Origin of the sequence: Micromonospora sp. NPDC049102, assembly GCF_043197485.1 — a bacterium.
In the GTDB taxonomy this organism is placed as follows: Bacteria; Actinomycetota; Actinomycetes; order Mycobacteriales; family Micromonosporaceae; genus Micromonospora.
In genome coordinates, this window is the sequence record NZ_JBICTE010000001.1 from 255,665 (window position 1) to 273,039 (window position 17,375).

Here is a 17,375-nt window from a genome sequence, read left to right on the forward strand (position 1 = left end):
GGTTTGCGAGCCCCGCAGTCGCGAACGAAAGGTGGCTCGGTGAGCGCGAGGAGTGAGCCGGGTTTGCGAGCCCCGCAGTCGCGAACGAAAGGTGGCTCGGTGAGCGCGAGGAGTGAGCCGGGTTTGCGAGCCCCGCAGTCGCGAACGAAAGGTGGCTCCGTGTGAGCGCGAGGAGTGAGTTGGAGCTGGCGGGGCAGGTCGTCGAGCTGGTCCGGCGGCTCGGTGGCCCGGCCGTGCAGGCCGAGGCGGTGGTGACGCGGGCGGACCTGGCGCTCACCCGCTTCGCCAACTCGGCCATCCACCAGAACGTCTCCGAGTCGACGGTCGGCGTCCGGCTGCGGGTGCACGTCGACGGACGCACCGTCGCCGGCAGCGGAAGCATCGTCACCGCTGACGGGCTGCACGCGCTTGTCGAGCGGACCTTGGCCGCGACGCGCCTCGGCCCGCTCGATCCGGGGTGGCCCGGCCTGACGCCGCCCACGCCCGCGCCGGACGCGCCTCCGGTCGACGAGGCGACGGCCCACGCCGAGCCGGACCAGCGGGCCGACCGGGTGGCCGCGTTCGTGGCCGCCGCCGGGCCCCTCACCACGGCCGGATACTGCCGTACCGCGCACCGCTCGTCGGCCTTCGCCAACTCGGCGGGGCACAGCGCGTACGGCCGCTCCGCGGAGGCGGCGATGGACGGCATCGCCCGCCGCGACGGCGCGGACGGCGTCGCGCGGCGCAGCGCAGACCGGCTGTCCGACCTCGACGGGGCTGAGTTGGGCGCGCATGCCGCCGCGAAGGCCCAGGCGGCAGCCGATCCGGTCGAGTTGCCACCGGGTCGCTACGAGGTCGTGTTCGAGGCGGCGGCCGTGGCGGACCTGTTGCAGAACCTGTCCTGGTACGGCTTCAACGGCAAGCGGTACGCCGAGCGGCAGTCCTTCGCCGAGCCGGGCGCGGCCCAGTTCGACCCGTTGGTGACCCTGGTGGACGATCCGCTCGGCGCGTCGAGCCTGCCGTTCGATGCCGAGGGCACGGGCCGGCGGGCGGTGACCCTGGTCGAGGCGGGCACCACCCGGGCCGTCGCGCACGACCGACGGACCGCCGCCGACGCGGGCGCGGAGTCCACCGGGCACGCGATCGCGGGCGGCGCCACCTGGGGCCCGATGGCCCGCAACCTGCGACTCTCGCCCGCGACAGCCGGTCCGGCCAGCGCGGTGGGCCGGAACACCACGGGCTCGGCGGCCGGCGCGGTCGTCGACGCGGACACCGCGGCGCTGGTCGCCGGGGTACGACGGGGACTGCTGGTCACCGATCTCTGGTACACCCGTGTGCTCGACCCGAAGAGCCTCGTCGTCACCGGGTTGACCCGCAACGGGGTGTGGCTGATCGAGGACGGCACGGTCGTCCGGGCGGTCCGCGACCTGCGGTTCACCGAGTCGTACCCCCGGGCGCTCGGACCGGGTGCGGTGCTCGGGCTGGGCTCCGAGACCGTGCGTCAACCGGATCGGGTGGACGGTGCCTGGTGGGCGGCGCCCTCGGTGCGGCTGGCGTCCTGGCACTTCACCGGCGGCGCGTCGGGCTGATGTCTGCGGCTATCCGGCGCGCCGACGGCGTTTTCGCAGGCCAGACACACGGGACACTCCCTTGCGCGGACGGCTCGCAAAGATCGGCGTAACGTGTGTCACTTAGCTGCGTCGGTCGATCCGACGTGGTCGTTGGTGTGCGCATGACGTGGCAGCGGGTGCGGGTTCGCCGGTCCGCGTGCCGACCGGAGAGATCAGCCCGCCCGTACGGGCCCGTCGAGGAGACGACTCGAATGACTTCAACGGCAACGAGGCCGCGGGGGGCGCGGGCGCGCGCCGCCATCACGGCGAAGACGTTGCGTACCGACCGATGGTGGTTCGCCCCGCTGATCACGGTGATCGGGCTGAGCGCCTGGGTGGCGTACGCGACGGTCCGGGTGTTCATGCACAAGTGGTACTGGGTGGACCAGTTCCACTACCTGACCCCGTTCTACTCCCCGTGCGTGACCGACCGGTGTGTCGAGCAGGCCTCGCACTTCGGCAGGTTCCTGCCCGGCTGGTGGATCATCCCGGACGCCGCGCTGACCCTGCCGTTCCTGCTGCTGTTCCGGCTCACCTGCTACTACTACCGCAAGGCGTACTACCGGTCGTTCTGGCTGTCGCCGCCGGCCTGCGCCGTCCCGGACGGCCACAAGGAGTACGGCGGGGAGACCCGTTTCCCGCTGCTCGGGCAGAACCTGCACCGCTACTTCTTCTACGCCGCCGCGATCATCTCGCTGATCAACACGTGGGACGCGATCCTCGCCTTCCACTCGCCCAAGGGCTTCGGCTTCGGGCTGGGCAACCTCGTGCTGCTGCTCAACGTGGTGATGCTCTGGGCGTACACGATCTCCTGCCACTCCTGCCGGCACATCATCGGCGGCCGGCTCAAGCACTTCTCCAAGCACCCGGTGCGCTACCGCGCGTGGACCTTCGTCTCGGCGTTGAACGTCCGACACATGCAGCTCGCCTGGATCACCCTCGGCACCCTCGCGCTGACCGACTTCTACGTGATGGCGCTGTCTGCCGGCTGGTTCAACGACCTGCGGTTCATCAACTAAAGGGCCCCTGACATGACCACAACCACTCGCATCGAACGACACCACTACGACGTCGTCGTCATCGGGGCCGGCGGCGCCGGTCTGCGCGCCGCCATCGAGGCCCGCCTCGCCGGCAAGAAGACGGCGATCATCTCGAAGTCGCTGTTCGGCAAGGCACACACGGTGATGGCCGAGGGCGGCGCCGCGGCCGCGATGGGCAACGTGAACAGCCGCGACAGCTGGCAGGTGCACTTCCGCGACACCATGCGCGGCGGCAAGTTCCTCAACAACTTCCGGATGGCCGAGCTGCACGCGAAGGAGTCGCCGCAGCGGATCTGGGAGCTGGAGACGTACGGCGCGCTCTTCGACCGTACGAAGGACGGCAAGATCTCCCAGCGCAACTTCGGCGGGCACGAGTACCCCCGACTGGCACACGTGGGCGACCGGACGGGCCTGGAGCTGATCCGTACCCTCCAGCAGAAGATCGTCTCGCTGCAGCAGGAGGACAAGCGCGAGTTCGGCTCGTACGACGCCCGGATCAAGGTCTTCTCCGAGACGACCATCACCGAGCTGCTGCTCGACGGTGACCGGGTCGCGGGCGCGTTCGGCTACTACCGCGAGTCCGGGGAGTTCATCCTCTTCGAGGCGCCGGCCGTGGTGCTGGCCACCGGCGGTGTCGGACGCTCCTACAAGGTCACGTCGAACTCCTGGGAGTACACCGGGGACGGGCACGCGTTGGCGCTGCGCGCCGGGGCGACCCTGATCAACATGGAGTTCCTCCAGTTCCACCCGACCGGCATGGTCTGGCCGCCCTCGGTGAAGGGCATCCTGGTCACCGAGTCGGTCCGTGGCGACGGTGGTGTCCTGAAGAACTCCGAGGGCAAGCGGTTCATGTTCGACTACGTCCCCGACGTCTTCCGCAAGCAGTACGCGGAGACCGAGGAGGAGGCGGACCGCTGGTACACCGACCCGGACAACAACCGGCGTCCGCCGGAGCTGCTGCCCCGTGACGAGGTGGCCCGCGCGATCAACAGCGAGGTCAAGGCCGGTCGGGGCTCCCCCGCCGGCGGTGTCTTCCTGGACATCGCGAGCCGGCGCTCGGCCGACGAGATCCGCCGCCGGCTGCCCTCGATGTACCACCAGTTCAAGGAGCTGGCCGACGTCGACATCACCTCCGAGCCGATGGAGGTCGGGCCGACCTGTCACTACGTGATGGGCGGCGTCGAGGTGGACCCGGATTCGGGTGCCGCCTTCGGCCACGTACGCGGCCTGTTCGCCGCCGGCGAGGTGTCCGGCGGCATGCACGGCTCCAACCGCCTCGGCGGCAACTCCCTGTCCGACCTGCTGGTGTTCGGCAAGCGGGCGGGCGGGCACGCGGCCAGCTACGCCGACGGGCTGTCCGCCCGGCCGAAGGTGGCCGTCGACGCCGTCGAGGCCGCGGTGGAGACCGCCCTCGCTCCGCTGCAACGGGACACCGGCGAGAGCCCGTACACCCTTCAGCAGGACCTCCAGGCGGTCATGGGCGACCTCGTCGGGATCATCAGGCGCGAGGGCGAGCTGGCCGATGCGCTGGTGCGGCTGGCCGAGCTGCGCGAGCGGGTGGCCAAGGTGAGCGCGGCCGGCGGCCGGCGCTACAACCCCGGCTGGCATCTCGCCCTGGACCTGCGCAACATGCTCGTCGTCTCGGAGTGCACCGCGAAGGCGGCGCTGGAGCGGCAGGAGTCGCGCGGCGGGCACACCCGCGAGGACTATCCGACGATGGAGCCGAAGTGGCGGCAGGTGAACCTGGTCTGCTCCCTGGACGGCGACGCCGTACGGCTCACCCGTAAGCCGTTGCCGAAGATGCGGCCGGAGCTGATCGGCCTCTTCGACCGGGCGGAGCTGGCCAAGTACCTCACCGACGAGGAGCTCACCGACTTCGACGCTCTCGTCTCCGACGCTGGAGAGGCGGACAACCGATGAGCGAGAAGCGTCAGTTCCGGATCTGGCGGGGTGACGAGACCGGCGGCGACCTGCAGGACTACCTGGTCGAGGTGAACGAGGGCGAGGTCGTCCTCGACGTCATCCACCGCCTCCAGGCCACGGACGCGCCCGACCTGGCCTGCCGATGGAACTGCAAGGCCGGCAAGTGCGGCTCCTGCTCCATGGAGATCAACGGCAAGCCGCGACTGGGCTGCATGACCCGGATGTCGACCTTCGGTGACGAGGAGACCGTGACGGTCACGCCGCTGCGGACCTTCCCCGTCATCCGGGACCTGGTCACCGACGTCTCGTTCAACTACGAGAAGGCACGGGAGACCCCGGCGTTCGCCCCTCCGGCGGACGTCGCCCCGGGCGACTACCGGATGCAGCAGGTCGACGTGGAGCGCTCGCAGGAGTTCCGCAAGTGCATCGAGTGCTTCCTGTGCCAGAACGTCTGCCACGTGATCCGCGACCACGAGGAGAACAAGCAGGCGTTCTCCGGTCCGCGGTACTTCATCCGGGCGGCCGAGCTGGACATGCACCCGCTGGACGCCCGGACCGACCGCAAGGAGTACGCGCAGGCCGAACAGGGCCTTGGTTTCTGCAACATCACCAAGTGCTGCACCGAGGTCTGCCCCGAGCACATCAAGATCACTGACAACGGGATCATCCCCATGAAGGAACGCGTCGTCGACCGCAGGTACGATCCCCTTGTGTGGCTTGGTAGCAAGATCTTCCGTCGGGGCGAGACGCCCCAGACCAGCGTGACCACCGCCCGTCAGGGCTCGGCGAGCCTGCCGGGTACGAGCCGGGGCGGCGTGCACTCGCACGCTGGCGGCTCGCACGACCCGCAGGCCGAGGCGCAGGCGCAGAGCGGCGTCAACTGGCACCGCGAGGTCCCCCACCCGACCGCTCCGGCGGTCGACGACCGGGGCAAGCTGCCGCTGACGGAGCTCACCTTCGACCGGGCAGCCGCGCCGTCGCCGTTCGGCGACGACGTGACCTTCCCGCTGCCTCCGGAGCACCTGAACTTCGCCCACCCGGACCAGGACGACAAGCACTAGTCAGACCACCAGGGGCGGGGGGGGGGGGGGGGGGCGCGGGGGGCCCCCCCCCCCCCCCCCCCCCCCCACCCCCCCCCCCCCCCCCCCCCCCCCCCCCCCCGCCCCCCCCCCGGGGGGGGGGGGGGGGGGGGGGGGCCCCCCCCCCCCCGCCCCGTCTCCCCCACCCTCTCCCCCACCCTCTCCCCCACCCCCACCCCTGGGCCCGTTGATCATGAAGTTATTGCCCTGCCTGCCGGCGTGTCATGGCAACAACTTCATGATCAACGGAATCGGAGGGGGAGGGGGGGAGGGGTTAGGGGGTTTTCAGGTGGGGGCGTAGGGCTGCCACTATGGGTGCGTCGGCCGGGAGCCAGGTCACCGAGTCCAGCTCGTCGACGGTCAGCCAGCGCAGCGCCTGGTGCTCCAGCGCCTGCGGCTCGTCCCCGTGCAGCAGGCGAGCGGCGTACACCTTGAGCACCGAGCGGCCGTGGGCCATCCGGACGTTGCGGCCGACCCGACCGCCGATCTCGACGCGTACGGCCAGCTCCTCGGCGCACTCCCGGATCAGGGCCTCGGTCTCGCCCTCCCCCGGCTCGACCTTTCCACCGGGGAACTCCCACATGCCGGCCACCTCCGGCGGAGCGGAGCGTGCGCAGGCGAGCACGCGTCCGTCCCGGATGATCGCCGCTCCCACGATCACTTTCAGGTCCCGTCGTTGGGCCTGCCCGCCACCATTAGCCCGTTCGGTCTGCACGGGCGTCCAGGGTGCCAGATCAATCGGCGGTTTGGGTACCGACACCGTCCGCTAGGCCAATAGAACACAGAAGTGTGGGCGTGGACACCCCCAGCGAGCGACGACAGACTAGGAGGCACCGACAAGACACGGGATGGCGACGATTTGGCCACAAGCCGGCAACGGCGCTTGGGGGGTGCGGTGATGCGCGTGCTGTTCAGCAGCAGAGCCAAGGACGACTACCTTTCCGACGCGTTGACCTTGCTAACTGGTTGGACGCGGGAAGGTGAACAGATCCGGCGGACGCTGGTGATCGACGATACCCAACACGTGGCCCTGACTGAACGGGTCAAGGTCGTGGCGGACGCTCTGCACCTGCGCCCCGAGATCAGCCGCCGCTCCGACAGCACCCTCATCCGGGTCGGGCACGGCAACGGCGAGCCTCTCACCGAGGGCGAGGTCCTGCTGGCCGCCCGCATCGAGGACGCCTACCGGGCGGTCACCGATTCCTGACGAGCCACCCGGGCACGGTGGCGCCGGTTTCCTAACCTGGGTCGCATGGCGAACATCGCGTACGACCGCAAGGAGCAGGTCCAGCAGATCGAGAGCGGGCTTCTCGACGGCGAGCAGATCATCGCCGTCTACGACGCCGTCGGCACCGGCACCGGGTTCATCGGGCTGACCGACCGGCGCGTGATCATCCAGGACCGGTCCTTCGTCGGTAAGCGGTATGCGATCACCAGCATCCCGTACTCGAAGATCACCAGCGTGAGCGTGGTCAGCAACAAGTCCTGGGGTGGGTCGTTCTTCTCCACCGGCGCGATCGCGATCCACGTCGGCACCCACACGTACGAGGTGGAGTTCCGCGGCGCGCAGAAGAGCCACCACGTCCACAACGTGATCCTGCACCACATCTCCTGACGACCCTTCCGGCCGTGAGCCCGGCGGGCACGAGTGCCCTGCCGGGTTCACGGCTCGGATGTGCCTGATGGGGCGGGCTGTCAGCGAGCAGGGCCGGGGAAGTCTCCGGTCACTGCACGAAGATGTTGACAGATGGTCGCATCTCGCCGCAGATGCGCAGAACGTCGTGGATCGGGTGGTCCTCGAACGCCTTCACCAGGGTGGTGTCCAGCACCTGGGTCTGGTGGTCGATCGCCGGGTAGGTGGTCTGGGTGAGCAGGTAGTCGAAGCGCGCCGCCCACTTGCGGGCGCCCAGCCGCGCGGTGGTCGAGCAGTTGTCCACCATGAACGACACGCCCCGGGCGTACATGTACGCGTTGAGCGAGTCGGTGGCCTCGATCACCGATTCGTTGGCGATCTCCGAGTAGGGGTGGCCCATCTCGATGAACGTGTCGACCTGGCCCATCATGACGCCGCAGTACACGCCAGCGGTGAACGGATCGAGCGGAACGTCGTCATCGACACGGTTCTGCCGGGCGACCTCGCCGACACGCCACATGTCGGCCTGGTCGATCTTGCCCATCGGGAACTCGGAGAGGCGTTTGCCGGCCATGATGACGCTGCGGATCTCGTTGCCGGAGGCCACCTCGTCATAGATCTCACGGGTCAGCTCCAGACCGACCGGGTAGGCCGCGGCGTACGCCTCCGCGAAGACTGCCCTGTCGTCGTCGTCGAGGTTGCGGTACAGCCCGATCAGGCCCTCCTTCGACACGGTCCGCGAGATCGGGCCGGTCACGCTGTCGACCGAGTCGCGGTACGCGTCGGTCTCGCTCCGCCCTTGCGCTCGGAAGCGCCGATAGAGGCTCTCCACGATGCCGTGCACCCCGCCGAGCAGGATGGACCGCTCGCCGGTGAGATCGGACAGGAACTCCGAGCGCAGCGTCGTCTTGAACGTGTACGGCGCGCCGACACCCACCGACCAGCCGATGGCCCGGTCAACGGCGCGCCCACTGACGTCCTGCTCCACCGCGATGCTCGAGTTGATGCCCGCGCCGTTGGTCTGGCGCCCCTGCAGGTAGAGGGCGCGAACCGAGGCGCCCATTCCCTTGGGACACATCGCGATGACGTCGACGCCCTCGGGGAATCTGCCGCCCTGCTGCTCGAGGTAGCCGAGCAGGAAGCCGTGCGACAGGCCAAGGGTGGCGCCGGGCCGCAGGGCCGCAAAGATCTGCTCGTACAGGGCTGCCATCGCGGCGTCGGAGATGAGGAGCAGCACCATGTCGGAGGCGCGGATCACCTCGAACATCTCGCCGAGCGTGCCGTCGGCCTCGCTGAACCCGGCCGCGCGGGCCTTGTCGACCGAGGAAGAGCCCGCCCGGAGGCCGACCACGACCTTCAGGTCACCGCCGGCGAGCGAGTCCCGCAGGTTCTGCGCCTGCGCCGAGGCCTGCGGACCCCAGCCGATGACGCCAATCTGGTTGATGCCCTCGAACGCGCGCGGTAGCCGGTCGAACAGATGACGCCCGCCGACCACGATGGCCTCGCGGGTGCCGTTCAGGTCGATGTACCTCTTGTCGAAGACGTTCGTGTCGAAGTCGAGTCTGTGCGTGGTCACGTCGATCTGCCCCTGTCGTCGGTCCTTCACCCCCGACACTAAGGCGCACCATCTTGCCAAATAGTGGACTTTCTCTACCGCGATGCGAGACACCACGCAGCGCGAGGCATCGGTCGCAGCGCTGGATCACCCATTGCCGCCCGGACGCTCCCGGCCGACCTCGCCTCGCCGTCGACCCTGCTGCCCGGGACCTCGGGTAACCGGATGGCTGCCCGCACGTTGAATGCCGACACGCGACCATGCGTGCACCGCAACACAACGCCCCAATCTGGTTACCCGAGGGTCGCTGGAACTGCTAGGCGCCGCCGGGCTGGAGGACGCCGTTGACTTTCAGCTGGTAAAGAGCAGTACGCAAGCTCCACTCCGTTGGCTCGTCATAAGCGACGATGGCCACCACCTTTGGGAATGTGGCGAGCAGTTTCAACTGCTCCAGACGTAGCGACACGCTCGACTTGTTGTCGAACTCGATCTGGCGGGCGAGCGAACGCTTCTCGTCAATGCCGATGAGTCGCAGGTTCCAATCCACCTTGGTTGGCCTGATCTCGTCCTGCGAATGGAACAGATCGAGGCTGTCGCCAGCGCTGACCGGAACGCCACCCAAGGTGACGTCGTCGACGAACAAGCCGCCTTCGTTGTAGCTCACGTCACTGACGTAGCGGAAGCCGACGAGGACCGACTTGCCGGCGTACGCGGACAGGTCGAAGGAGTGCGGTTCGAAGCCATCGGAGTCACCGGTGAGGCCTGGACCGTTGTGCGTCGGCACAGTCCGGTCTCCCGCGATCGCGGTGTATGTAGCGCCACCATCGGTCGACACGACGACGTAGCCCCAGTCAAAACCGGGCTCAGCACCGTATTTCGCGAGAAGGCGCAGTGTCGGATCATGCGTCGGCACGGTCGCCCGGAAGATGGCGCTCGCATCACGCATGCTCTCATTACCGGACCACAAGACAGGGTTTCCGGCACGATCCGGATCGTCGGTCACGACCGTCCAGCCCGGCGGCAGCACCGGCAACGTTCCGCCACCATCGAATGACAGCGATCGCAGGTCACGACCGGACACGGGCTGCCCGTCAGCGCCCCTGAGAGCGACATAGTCAGCGCCGTTCGGCGCAACTCCCGGCTGGCCGTACGATGCGGGGTTGCCGAGATTCAGCGTGGAGCGCAGGCCAGGCGTGGTGACCCTGCTCTTCGACACCCCCAACATTCTCCCGGCACTGGAATCGCCGACGATCTTGTCAACCAAGGCCATCGTCTGGAAATCGTGAATCACCTGATACCTGTCATAGATGCCCTCGGCCCTGAGGGCTTCGTCAAGACTGGCCAGCCCCTGCCGAGCACCGTCCCGATGGAGACGGGTGATGATGTCGGCACCGTACCGGTCGTAGAGAAACTGCAGAAAAGAGTAGGCAATACCGTAGTCTGCCTGCGTCGCGTCCGAACTGTCGGTCTCATTCCACAGGGTAAGCGAGTTTTCCGGGCCGCCACAATCCCGTGGGTTCGGATTGTAGGGCGTCTGCACGGTCCCGAATCCCTGGAAACAGAAGATGTGCTGTTCGGCACCCCGATCGTTCACCCCCAGCGTGGGGTCCACGTACCCGGTCAGAGTCTGGGCGAAATCCGCCAGCCCCTCATCGAGCCACGTCGTCTCCCGAGGATCGACGTACGACTGCGCCAAGTGCTGCCACTCGTGGCTGAAGGTGCCTTCATAGAGGAACGGCAGGGCAGGCAGACTTTCGCACAGGTCGTCGCTTGGCTCGTCCGGCGGATTCGCACCCGTGCGATGCAGCCAGTCGAACGAGTCGACCGTCATCACGTTGCGATCCACCATGTCGTTGATTGTGGACGAGGCGAATCCGGTGGTGTACGTCCTCCGGGCGGGAAAATTGGAGAAGTTCGCGTCTACGATATTGTCGACGAGCGCCACCGTCCTGTTGCCGGCGCCCGTATAAACGCCACCGTTTCCGTTCTCGTCCGGCGCAAGTTGGGGACTGGTACCATCGCGGTCGGGAGGCCGACTGAAAACGGCGGACTCTTTCGGATACATGTTGTTGTCGAATTCGTGGATGAAATACCGCACCTGGTCGTCCGAGATCTCGATGGACGACGGCACCTCGTTACGGCAGTCTCCCGCCGGAAATGCGATGTCATTGGCCACCCACAGCTCAATGTTGTCGCCGACCCCACGCAGGGTGAAGTCCTTCCGATAAAATTCGCCCTCCGAGCGATTCCATGCCACCCATTGCCGCACGGATCCAATGGCCGGAGTCGCCGATGAAGCCATCCGGCGCTGCGGGAGACCCCGCCTCTCGAACTCGCGGCCATCAAGTGCGAACTTCTCGCCGTCGAGCTCGCGCCGGACATCACTCAGATGATCATCTTTGCCCATCGGCTTGACCGGAGCTCCCGCCAGAGCCGGAGCTTGTGGGAAGGCCAGCATCGGTAACAGAAATGTGACAACCGCCGCCCCGAACACCCGCTTCAATCGCACCATCTGCTCCTCACGTGGGACTGGCGTGAACAGTAGACCCGCACGATTTGCACTGCCGGGTCAGTCCACAGTGGTTCGGCTGGACCTGGAACTATCCAGCGCTGCTGTTGAAGCATTCTGGAGACGCTCTTCATGCACTGCTGGGAGCACGTTTCCACCGTCGCCGGACCGCAGGCCAGCTCGGGGCAATCCCCACGCCGCAACCATTCGTGCCAGCTATGGCGTGGCGGCATTTGGCTAGCCGAACGGTCCAGATCGAGGGCGAGAGCGTCACGATCGACTGAGAAAAACATAATCAGACGGTGAAGCGGAACTTCACCACGTCGCAGCCTCGACCAGCTCGCCGTAGGCGCAGGCAGCTCGTCGAGGAACGCCTCGTTGGCCAGCTCGGCCTCGTCGACGTTGGACGGTTACCGTCGGAGTCGGCGGGCGCGAAGGACGCCGGTCAGCATCGGCAGGGTGAAGTCGCCCGCACTGGTCTCGGACCTGCCGGCCAGGAACTCGCGGATCTCATGGAGCGTGGCCGTCCGCTCCGGTTCCGGCATGACCAGCACCCCGGCCCGGGTGGCGAGGGTCGCGACCAGGGAGTCGGCGCTCCGGCGCTGCCCGTGGGGAAACTCGGCCTGCTCGGACGCACCGAACCGGTCGACGATCTCGTTGCCCGGGTTGAGCAGACCTGCCGTCGCCGCACGCCAACTGCTCAATGTGTCACGCGGGCCGATGGCCGCGCTCCCGCTGACCTTCTCGAGGGCGGCGACCCAGTCGACCCGGTCGTCCAGGACGTTCCACAGACCGGCCAGGATGCCGCCGGGCGTCAGGACCCGGGCGATCTCCGGTCCCGCGACGGCCATGTCGAACCAGTGCAGGGCGTTACCGGCCAGCACCGCGTCGACGGACGCGTCCGGCAGAGGAACCGCCTCCGCGCTGCCCGGGAGGGCCCGTACGGTCGGAAGCTCGCGGCCCAACTCGGCGAGCATCGCCGGGTCGGGCTCCACCGCCACGACGTCGACACCGAGCGCGACAAGCATGGCGGACAGCTTGCCGGTGCCGGCACCGAGGTCGAGGACTCGCGAGCCGGGCGCGAACTCCAGCGCCCACCGCGCCGCGGCCTGCGCGTAGTCCGGGCGATGCCGGGCGTACGCGGACGCCTCCGAACCGAACGACAAGCTGAGCATCATCGATCTCAGCATCCTTTTGCTGCCAGTGTCCACATCATCTGTCGGATGCTGGATGTCGAGGTGCCCGGCCGGCCGGGCACCTCGACGTTCACGACGCCGGAGGCGCAGGTCGGCCGTCAGCAGCAGCGTGAGCCGACGCCGCTGGCCATCGGCTCGGTGTCGGTCGCCGTGGCGAGCGTGTCGGCGTCGGCCTTCACCGTGTAGACCTCCCATCGCTCGTCGCCCGGGCCGCGTACCCAGACCTTGTCCTGTAGGGCGTAGCAGCACTCGGTGTCGTTCTCCTCCAGGGTGATCAGGCCGGAGTCGGTCAGGCGCTTGGTGGCGGCGGTGACGTCGTCGGTGTTGAACACCTCGACGCCCAGGTGATCCAGCACCGTGGCCTGGTCGGCCCCGCCCTCGATGAGGACCAACTTCAGCGGCGGATTCCCGACGGCGAAGTTGGCGTAGCCGGGCCGGCGCTTGGCCGGGTCGACGCCGAACAGCTTCGAGTAGAAGGCCACGGAGCCTTCGAGGTCGGACACGCGCAGGGCGAGCTGAACACGGGACATGATTATCTCCTTGCCTAGATGTTTATCGAAGCAAGACCTACGTTGCACCCTGTTTTGAAGTCTGTCAAGCTAGAGGCATGTCGAAACAAGAGCTGCCGGTGGTGGACCTCAACGCGGTCGCCTGCTGCTCCCCGATCGCGGCCCGCCCCATGGACGCCGATCAGGCGGCGGTGGTCGCGCCGCTGTTCAAGGCCCTGGGTGACCCGGTTCGGTTGCGGCTGATGTCGATGATCGCGTCGGTCCCCGAGATCTGCGTCTGTGATCTGACTCCGGCGTTCGACCTGTCCGGGCCGACCATCTCCCACCATCTCAAGCTGTTGCGCGAGGCTGGCTTGGTTGACTCCGAGCGGCGCGGCACCTGGGTCTGGTACCGGGTCAAGCCGGAGGCATTCCGCCGGCTCGGCGCTCTGCTGGACATCTCCGCCGCCCCGGCTGCCGCCGCGTGAGCCTCACCCTGACCCGGCGGGCGTCGGCGGAGTTCGCCGGCACCGCGCTGCTGGTCGCCGCCGTCGTCGGCTCCGGGATCGCCGCTGCCCGGCTCTCCCCCACTGACGTCGGTCTCCAACTCCTGGAAAACGCGATCGCCACCGCCTTGGCCCTGGGCGCGCTGATCCTCACCTTCGGCCCGGTGTCCGGCGCGCACTTCAACCCGATCGTCTCCGCCGTCGACTGGTGGCTCGGCCGCCGGGCCGGCAGCGGCCTCACCACCCGGGACCTCGCCGCCTACACCGCCGCACAGACCAGCGGAGCCATCACCGGTACGGTGCTGGCTGACCTGATGTTCGATCTGCCTGCCGTTGCCTGGTCCCGCACCGAACGGACCGGCGGAAACCTGTGGCTGGCCGAGATAACCGCCACCGCTGGACTGGTCGTCCTGGTCTTCGCCCTCGCCCGCTCCGAACGCACCACAGCCGCCCCGGCCGCGGTGGGCGCCTACATCGGCGCGGCCTACTGGTTCACCTCGTCAACGTCGTTCGCGAACCCCGCCGTCACCATCGGCCGGGCCTTCACCGACACCTTCGCCGGTATCGCCCCAACCTCGGTACCTGGCTTCATCGCCGCACAACTCGTCGGCGGCCTGGTCGCCGTCGCGGCCCTCGCCGCCTGGTATCCCCACGCCGCCGACGCCATCGTCGTCCCTCACCTCGCCCAGGAGATCGAAGCTCGATGAGCGACAAGCCCAGCGTCCTGTTCGTCTGCGTGCACAATGCAGGGCGTTCCCAGATGGCCGCCGGCTGGCTCCGCCACCTCGCCAGCGGCACCGTCGAGGTGCGCAGTGCCGGCAGCGAACCCGCCGAGACGATCAATCCGGTCGCCGTCGACGCCATGCGCGAGGTCGGCATCGACATCGCCGACCAGAACCCGGTCCGACTCACCTGGGACGCCGCCGAGACCAGCGACGTCATCGTCACCATGGGCTGCGGCGACGCCTGCCCGGTCTTCCCCGGCAAGCGCTACGAGGACTGGAAACTCGCCGACCCGGCCGGGCAGCCCATCGACGTGGTTCGCGAGGTCCGCGACGACATCAAGGGCCGCGTCGACGCCCTGCTACGGGAGCTACGTCTCTGACCGGACATGCCCCGGAGCATCCGCTGGACCATCAGGCGCCCGCACAGCAGGAGCAGCCGGGCTCGCCCCACGCACTGATACCCGGTCGAGGTCATGCTGGCATCAGCGTGCCGGACCCCACCGTTACCCAATGCTACGGTGACGCCATGTCTGCGGTGCCCGAGTGGATGCGACCGCCTCGCCTTGAGGGATGGTTTGCCGATGATCTCGATCATCTCCCCGAGGCCCCCCGTCACACCGAGCTGATCGACGGAGCACTCGTCTTCATGATGTCTCCCCAGCGGGCCTGGCACAGCCGAGTCGTCTCCGCCTTGTTATTCGCCCTCGCGGAGCAGGCGCCAGCGGGCGTTGAGGTCGAGCGGGAGATGACCATCCGACTTGACCCGCGGAACCGTCCCGAGCCCGACCTCCTCGCCACGAAGGCGCCCTACTACGACCCCGATCGCACGTTCTACACGCCCGATCAGGTGCTGTTGGTCGTCGAGGTGGTCTCACCGGAGTCGGCTCACCGTGATCGGACGGTGAAGCTGCGCAAGTACGCGGAGACAGGCATCGCGAACTACTGGCGAGTCGAGGAGGAGGAGGGCGCGCCGGTGATCCACACGTACGAGCTGGACGGGCCGACCCAGCTGTACGCGCCGACGGGGATCCACCGCCACGAGCTACGCCTCACGACACCATTCACGATCAAGATCGACCTCGATAAACTGGTGCCCGGCCGCAAGGGATGATCCGAGCAGCACCTCAGGGTTCAAACGGAGCCGCACTACACGTTGAAGCGGAACTCCACGACGTCACCGTCCTGCATGACGTACTCCTTGCCCTCGATGCGGACCCTGCCCGCCGCCTTGGCCGCCGCCATCGATCCGGCCTCGACCAGGTCGCCGTAGGAGACCACCTCGGCCTTGATGAAACCGCGCTGGAAGTCGCTGTGGATGACACCCGCGGCCTCCGGCGCGGTCGCGCCGGTCGGGACGGTCCAGGCTCGTGCCTCCTTCGGGCCGGCCGTGAGGTACGTCTGGAGCCCGAGCGTGCGGAAGCCGACGCGAACGAGCTGGTTGAGGCCGGGCTCGTTCTGCCCGATCGACTCCAGCAGCTCGCGGGCCTCGTCCTCGGGCAGGTCCACCAGCTCGGATTCGATCTTGGCGTCCATGAAGACGGCCTCGGCGGGGGCGACCAGGGCACGCAGCTCGTCGAGGAACGCCTCGTTGGCCAGCTCGGCCTCGTCGACGTTGAAGACGTACAGGAAGGGCTTGGTGGTGAGCAGGTGCAGCTCGCGCAGGTGCTCCAGCTCGATCTTCGCGGCGGCGGCCCCGGAGTAGAGGGTGGTGCCGCCGTCGAGCACCTCGATCGCGGCCTTCGCGGCGGCGACCGCCGCAGCCCGGTCCTTGCGGAGCTTGGCCTCCTTCTCCAACCGGGGCAGCGCCTTGTCCAGGGTCTGCAGGTCGGCGAGGATCAGCTCGGTGTTGATCGTCTCGATGTCGTCGGCCGGCGAGACCTTACCGTCGACGTGCACCACGTTCGGGTCGGAGAAGGCCCGGACCACCTGGCAGATCGCGGAGGCGTCGCGGATGTTGGCCAGGAAGGCGTTGCCCCGCCCCTGCCCCTTCGACGCGCCCCGCACCAGGCCGGCGATGTCGACGAACGACACCGGCGCCGGCAGCACCTTCTGCGAGGAGAAGATCTCGGCCAGCTTGCCCAGCCGCTCGTCCGGCAGCCCGACCACGCCGACGTTGGGCTCGATGGTGGCGAACGGGTAGTTCGCCGCCAGCACGTCGTTCTTGGTCAACGCGTTGAAAAGCGTGCTCTTGCCGACGTTGGGCAGGCCGACGATCCCGATGGTGAGACTCACGACGAGCCAGCTTACGCCGGTGCCGAGCGCGCCGGTCCACGCGGCTCCGATTCGGCCGGGCCGCGTGCTGCCCCTGGTCACGCGTCGGCGGGTCCCGGTGCTGGAATCCCGTTGCTACCCTCTCGATGTCACGTGCGACGTTAGGGGGCGTTGTGGACCAGGTGACAGAGTTCGACCGGCTTTTCCAGCAGACCCGACAGGCATTGGCGTCGATGCGTTCGACCGGTCAGGTTCCCGACGGCCTGGACGTCGAGCCGGCGCGGGGCACCGGGTCCGCAGCGGGCGGCCAGATCGAGGTCGTGGCGGTCGGTCAGCGCGTCGAGTCGGTGACGGTGGACCCCCGCGCTCTGCGGATGGGCGCCGAGATGCTCGGCGAACAGATCACCCTGGCGGTCAACGCGGCGCTGGACGACCTGCGCCTCGCGGCCGGTGACACCGGCGACGCGCCAGAGGTCGACCCGGTGGCGCTGGGCCAGCAGCTCGACGAATTGCAGAACGAGTCGGTGCGCAGCATGGCGGCGATGACCGATGCGCTCGCCGACGCGGTGCGGCGCATCCAGCAGGCAGCGAGGTGATGTCATGCCCGAGGACCTCCAGGTGCATCCGCCCGCGCTGCGGCAGGGCGGCGGCCACCTGACGACGGTCGCCGAGCAGCTCGCCGCGCAGTGGGAGGCGCTGCGCGCGCGGACGGCCTCGATGGGCGACATCTTCGGCGACGACGACGTGGGCGCCCTGATCGGCATGTCCTACCAGGCGGCCGAGGAGATCGCGGCGGAGTGCCTCGGGTCGGTCGTCGACGGGCTGCGCGGCTTCGGTGACGGGTTAGGCGTGATGGCCGACCAGTACGACCTGGTCGAGCAGGACAACGACGCCCAGTTCACGACGATGAGCTGGTAGGCG

The 17,375-nt window shown here is 68.3% G+C and carries 18 protein-coding genes; 12 read left to right on the forward strand and 6 right to left on the reverse strand.

Features of this window, described 5'->3' with window-relative positions; translation table 11 throughout:
- Window positions 1-161: 161 nt before the first annotated feature.
- The 4 genes from ACGFH9_RS01215 (at window position 162) to ACGFH9_RS01230 (ending at window position 5,613) form a co-directional block, all read left to right on the forward strand.
- A complete protein-coding gene (locus ACGFH9_RS01215) occupies window positions 162-1,568 on the forward strand; it encodes a TldD/PmbA family protein (protein WP_393213531.1) in 1,407 nt (468 codons plus the stop codon).
- A 233-nt stretch (window positions 1,569-1,801) separates the two neighbouring features.
- Window positions 1,802-2,608: a hypothetical protein gene (locus ACGFH9_RS01220; RefSeq protein WP_355237018.1), complete on the forward strand. Its 807-nt coding sequence runs from the start codon at window positions 1,802-1,804 to the stop codon at window positions 2,606-2,608.
- Between the two features lie 12 nt (window positions 2,609-2,620).
- On the forward strand, window positions 2,621-4,549 hold the full coding sequence (locus ACGFH9_RS01225) for a fumarate reductase/succinate dehydrogenase flavoprotein subunit (protein WP_355237015.1): 1,929 nt from the start codon (window positions 2,621-2,623) through the stop codon (window positions 4,547-4,549).
- Complete coding sequence (locus ACGFH9_RS01230) at window positions 4,546-5,613, forward strand: succinate dehydrogenase/fumarate reductase iron-sulfur subunit (protein ID WP_393213535.1); 1,068 nt, start codon at window positions 4,546-4,548, stop codon at window positions 5,611-5,613. Before ACGFH9_RS01225 ends, ACGFH9_RS01230 begins: the two co-directional genes overlap by 4 nt.
- A 292-nt stretch (window positions 5,614-5,905) precedes the next feature.
- On the opposite strand, the gene ACGFH9_RS01235 is transcribed toward ACGFH9_RS01230, so the two are convergent.
- Complete coding sequence (locus ACGFH9_RS01235) at window positions 5,906-6,346, reverse strand: (deoxy)nucleoside triphosphate pyrophosphohydrolase (RefSeq protein WP_393213538.1); 441 nt, start codon at window positions 6,344-6,346, stop codon at window positions 5,906-5,908.
- Between the two features lie 183 nt (window positions 6,347-6,529).
- Here ACGFH9_RS01235 and ACGFH9_RS01240 point away from each other — a divergent pair, with 183 nt between their 5' ends.
- Both ACGFH9_RS01240 and ACGFH9_RS01245 read left to right on the forward strand, forming a co-directional pair.
- The gene (locus ACGFH9_RS01240; RefSeq protein ID WP_393213541.1) at window positions 6,530-6,838 is read left to right on the forward strand and encodes a 4a-hydroxytetrahydrobiopterin dehydratase; all 309 of its coding nucleotides are present in this window, start codon (window positions 6,530-6,532) and stop codon (window positions 6,836-6,838) included.
- A 45-nt stretch (window positions 6,839-6,883) separates the two neighbouring features.
- Complete coding sequence (locus ACGFH9_RS01245; protein WP_355050625.1) at window positions 6,884-7,246, forward strand: PH domain-containing protein; 363 nt, start codon at window positions 6,884-6,886, stop codon at window positions 7,244-7,246.
- Window positions 7,247-7,355: 109 nt separating this feature from the next.
- On the opposite strand, the gene ACGFH9_RS01250 is transcribed toward ACGFH9_RS01245, so the two are convergent.
- From ACGFH9_RS01250 to ACGFH9_RS01265, 4 genes are all read right to left on the reverse strand, one after another.
- Entirely contained in the window at window positions 7,356-8,840 is a 1,485-nt protein-coding gene (locus ACGFH9_RS01250; protein WP_393213546.1) for a hypothetical protein, read from the reverse strand.
- Window positions 8,841-9,135: 295 nt separating this feature from the next.
- Window positions 9,136-11,331 (reverse strand): peptidase M6 immune inhibitor A, encoded by a 2,196-nt coding sequence (locus ACGFH9_RS01255; RefSeq protein WP_393213549.1) that lies wholly within the window; start codon window positions 11,329-11,331, stop codon window positions 9,136-9,138.
- 407 nt (window positions 11,332-11,738) lie between these two features.
- A complete protein-coding gene (locus ACGFH9_RS01260; protein ID WP_393213552.1) occupies window positions 11,739-12,506 on the reverse strand; it encodes a class I SAM-dependent methyltransferase in 768 nt (255 codons plus the stop codon).
- A gap of 116 nt (window positions 12,507-12,622) precedes the next feature.
- On the reverse strand, window positions 12,623-13,054 hold the full coding sequence (locus tag ACGFH9_RS01265; RefSeq protein WP_393213555.1) for an ArsI/CadI family heavy metal resistance metalloenzyme: 432 nt from the start codon (window positions 13,052-13,054) through the stop codon (window positions 12,623-12,625).
- Between the two features lie 77 nt (window positions 13,055-13,131).
- On the opposite strand from ACGFH9_RS01265, the gene ACGFH9_RS01270 reads away from it, so the two are divergent.
- The 4 genes from ACGFH9_RS01270 (at window position 13,132) to ACGFH9_RS01285 (ending at window position 15,354) form a co-directional block, all read left to right on the forward strand.
- The gene (locus ACGFH9_RS01270) at window positions 13,132-13,500 is read left to right on the forward strand and encodes an ArsR/SmtB family transcription factor (protein ID WP_393213558.1); all 369 of its coding nucleotides are present in this window, start codon (window positions 13,132-13,134) and stop codon (window positions 13,498-13,500) included.
- Window positions 13,497-14,225, forward strand: a complete 729-nt coding sequence (locus ACGFH9_RS01275) for an aquaporin (RefSeq protein WP_393213561.1) — start codon at window positions 13,497-13,499, stop codon at window positions 14,223-14,225. The genes ACGFH9_RS01270 and ACGFH9_RS01275 overlap by 4 nt, the downstream gene beginning before the upstream one ends.
- A complete protein-coding gene (locus ACGFH9_RS01280) occupies window positions 14,222-14,623 on the forward strand; it encodes an arsenate reductase ArsC (RefSeq protein ID WP_393213564.1) in 402 nt (133 codons plus the stop codon). Before ACGFH9_RS01275 ends, ACGFH9_RS01280 begins: the two co-directional genes overlap by 4 nt.
- A gap of 146 nt (window positions 14,624-14,769) precedes the next feature.
- Window positions 14,770-15,354 carry a Uma2 family endonuclease gene (locus ACGFH9_RS01285; RefSeq protein WP_393213567.1) on the forward strand — a complete coding sequence of 195 codons (585 nt, stop codon included), beginning with the start codon at window positions 14,770-14,772 and terminating at the stop codon, window positions 15,352-15,354.
- 35 nt (window positions 15,355-15,389) lie between these two features.
- On the opposite strand, the gene ychF is transcribed toward ACGFH9_RS01285, so the two are convergent.
- Window positions 15,390-16,475, reverse strand: a complete 1,086-nt coding sequence (ychF, locus tag ACGFH9_RS01290) for a redox-regulated ATPase YchF (protein ID WP_393213570.1) — start codon at window positions 16,473-16,475, stop codon at window positions 15,390-15,392.
- Between the two features lie 152 nt (window positions 16,476-16,627).
- Between ychF and ACGFH9_RS01295 the strand changes: the two genes are divergently transcribed.
- Complete coding sequence (locus ACGFH9_RS01295) at window positions 16,628-17,050, forward strand: YbaB/EbfC family nucleoid-associated protein (protein WP_393213573.1); 423 nt, start codon at window positions 16,628-16,630, stop codon at window positions 17,048-17,050.
- Window positions 17,051-17,054: 4 nt separating this feature from the next.
- Window positions 17,055-17,372, forward strand: a complete 318-nt coding sequence (locus ACGFH9_RS01300) for a type VII secretion target (RefSeq protein ID WP_393213576.1) — start codon at window positions 17,055-17,057, stop codon at window positions 17,370-17,372.
- Window positions 17,373-17,375: the final 3 nt, after the last annotated feature.

Coding starts and splice junctions, on each gene's coding strand:
- ACGFH9_RS01300 (WP_393213576.1), top strand. CDS start 17,055: ATGCCCGAGGACCTCCAGGTGCATCCGCCCGCGCTGCGGCAGGGCGGC.
- ACGFH9_RS01230 (WP_393213535.1), top strand. CDS start 4,546: ATGAGCGAGAAGCGTCAGTTCCGGATCTGGCGGGGTGACGAGACCGGC.
- ACGFH9_RS01220 (WP_355237018.1), top strand. CDS start 1,802: ATGACTTCAACGGCAACGAGGCCGCGGGGGGCGCGGGCGCGCGCCGCC.
- ACGFH9_RS01245 (WP_355050625.1), top strand. CDS start 6,884: ATGGCGAACATCGCGTACGACCGCAAGGAGCAGGTCCAGCAGATCGAG.
- ACGFH9_RS01285 (WP_393213567.1), top strand. CDS start 14,770: ATGTCTGCGGTGCCCGAGTGGATGCGACCGCCTCGCCTTGAGGGATGG.
- ACGFH9_RS01265 (WP_393213555.1), bottom strand. CDS start 13,054: ATGTCCCGTGTTCAGCTCGCCCTGCGCGTGTCCGACCTCGAAGGCTCC.
- ACGFH9_RS01225 (WP_355237015.1), top strand. CDS start 2,621: ATGACCACAACCACTCGCATCGAACGACACCACTACGACGTCGTCGTC.
- ACGFH9_RS01260 (WP_393213552.1), bottom strand. CDS start 12,506: ATGATGCTCAGCTTGTCGTTCGGTTCGGAGGCGTCCGCGTACGCCCGG.
- ACGFH9_RS01280 (WP_393213564.1), top strand. CDS start 14,222: ATGAGCGACAAGCCCAGCGTCCTGTTCGTCTGCGTGCACAATGCAGGG.
- ACGFH9_RS01255 (WP_393213549.1), bottom strand. CDS start 11,331: ATGGTGCGATTGAAGCGGGTGTTCGGGGCGGCGGTTGTCACATTTCTG.
- ACGFH9_RS01240 (WP_393213541.1), top strand. CDS start 6,530: ATGCGCGTGCTGTTCAGCAGCAGAGCCAAGGACGACTACCTTTCCGAC.
- ACGFH9_RS01270 (WP_393213558.1), top strand. CDS start 13,132: ATGTCGAAACAAGAGCTGCCGGTGGTGGACCTCAACGCGGTCGCCTGC.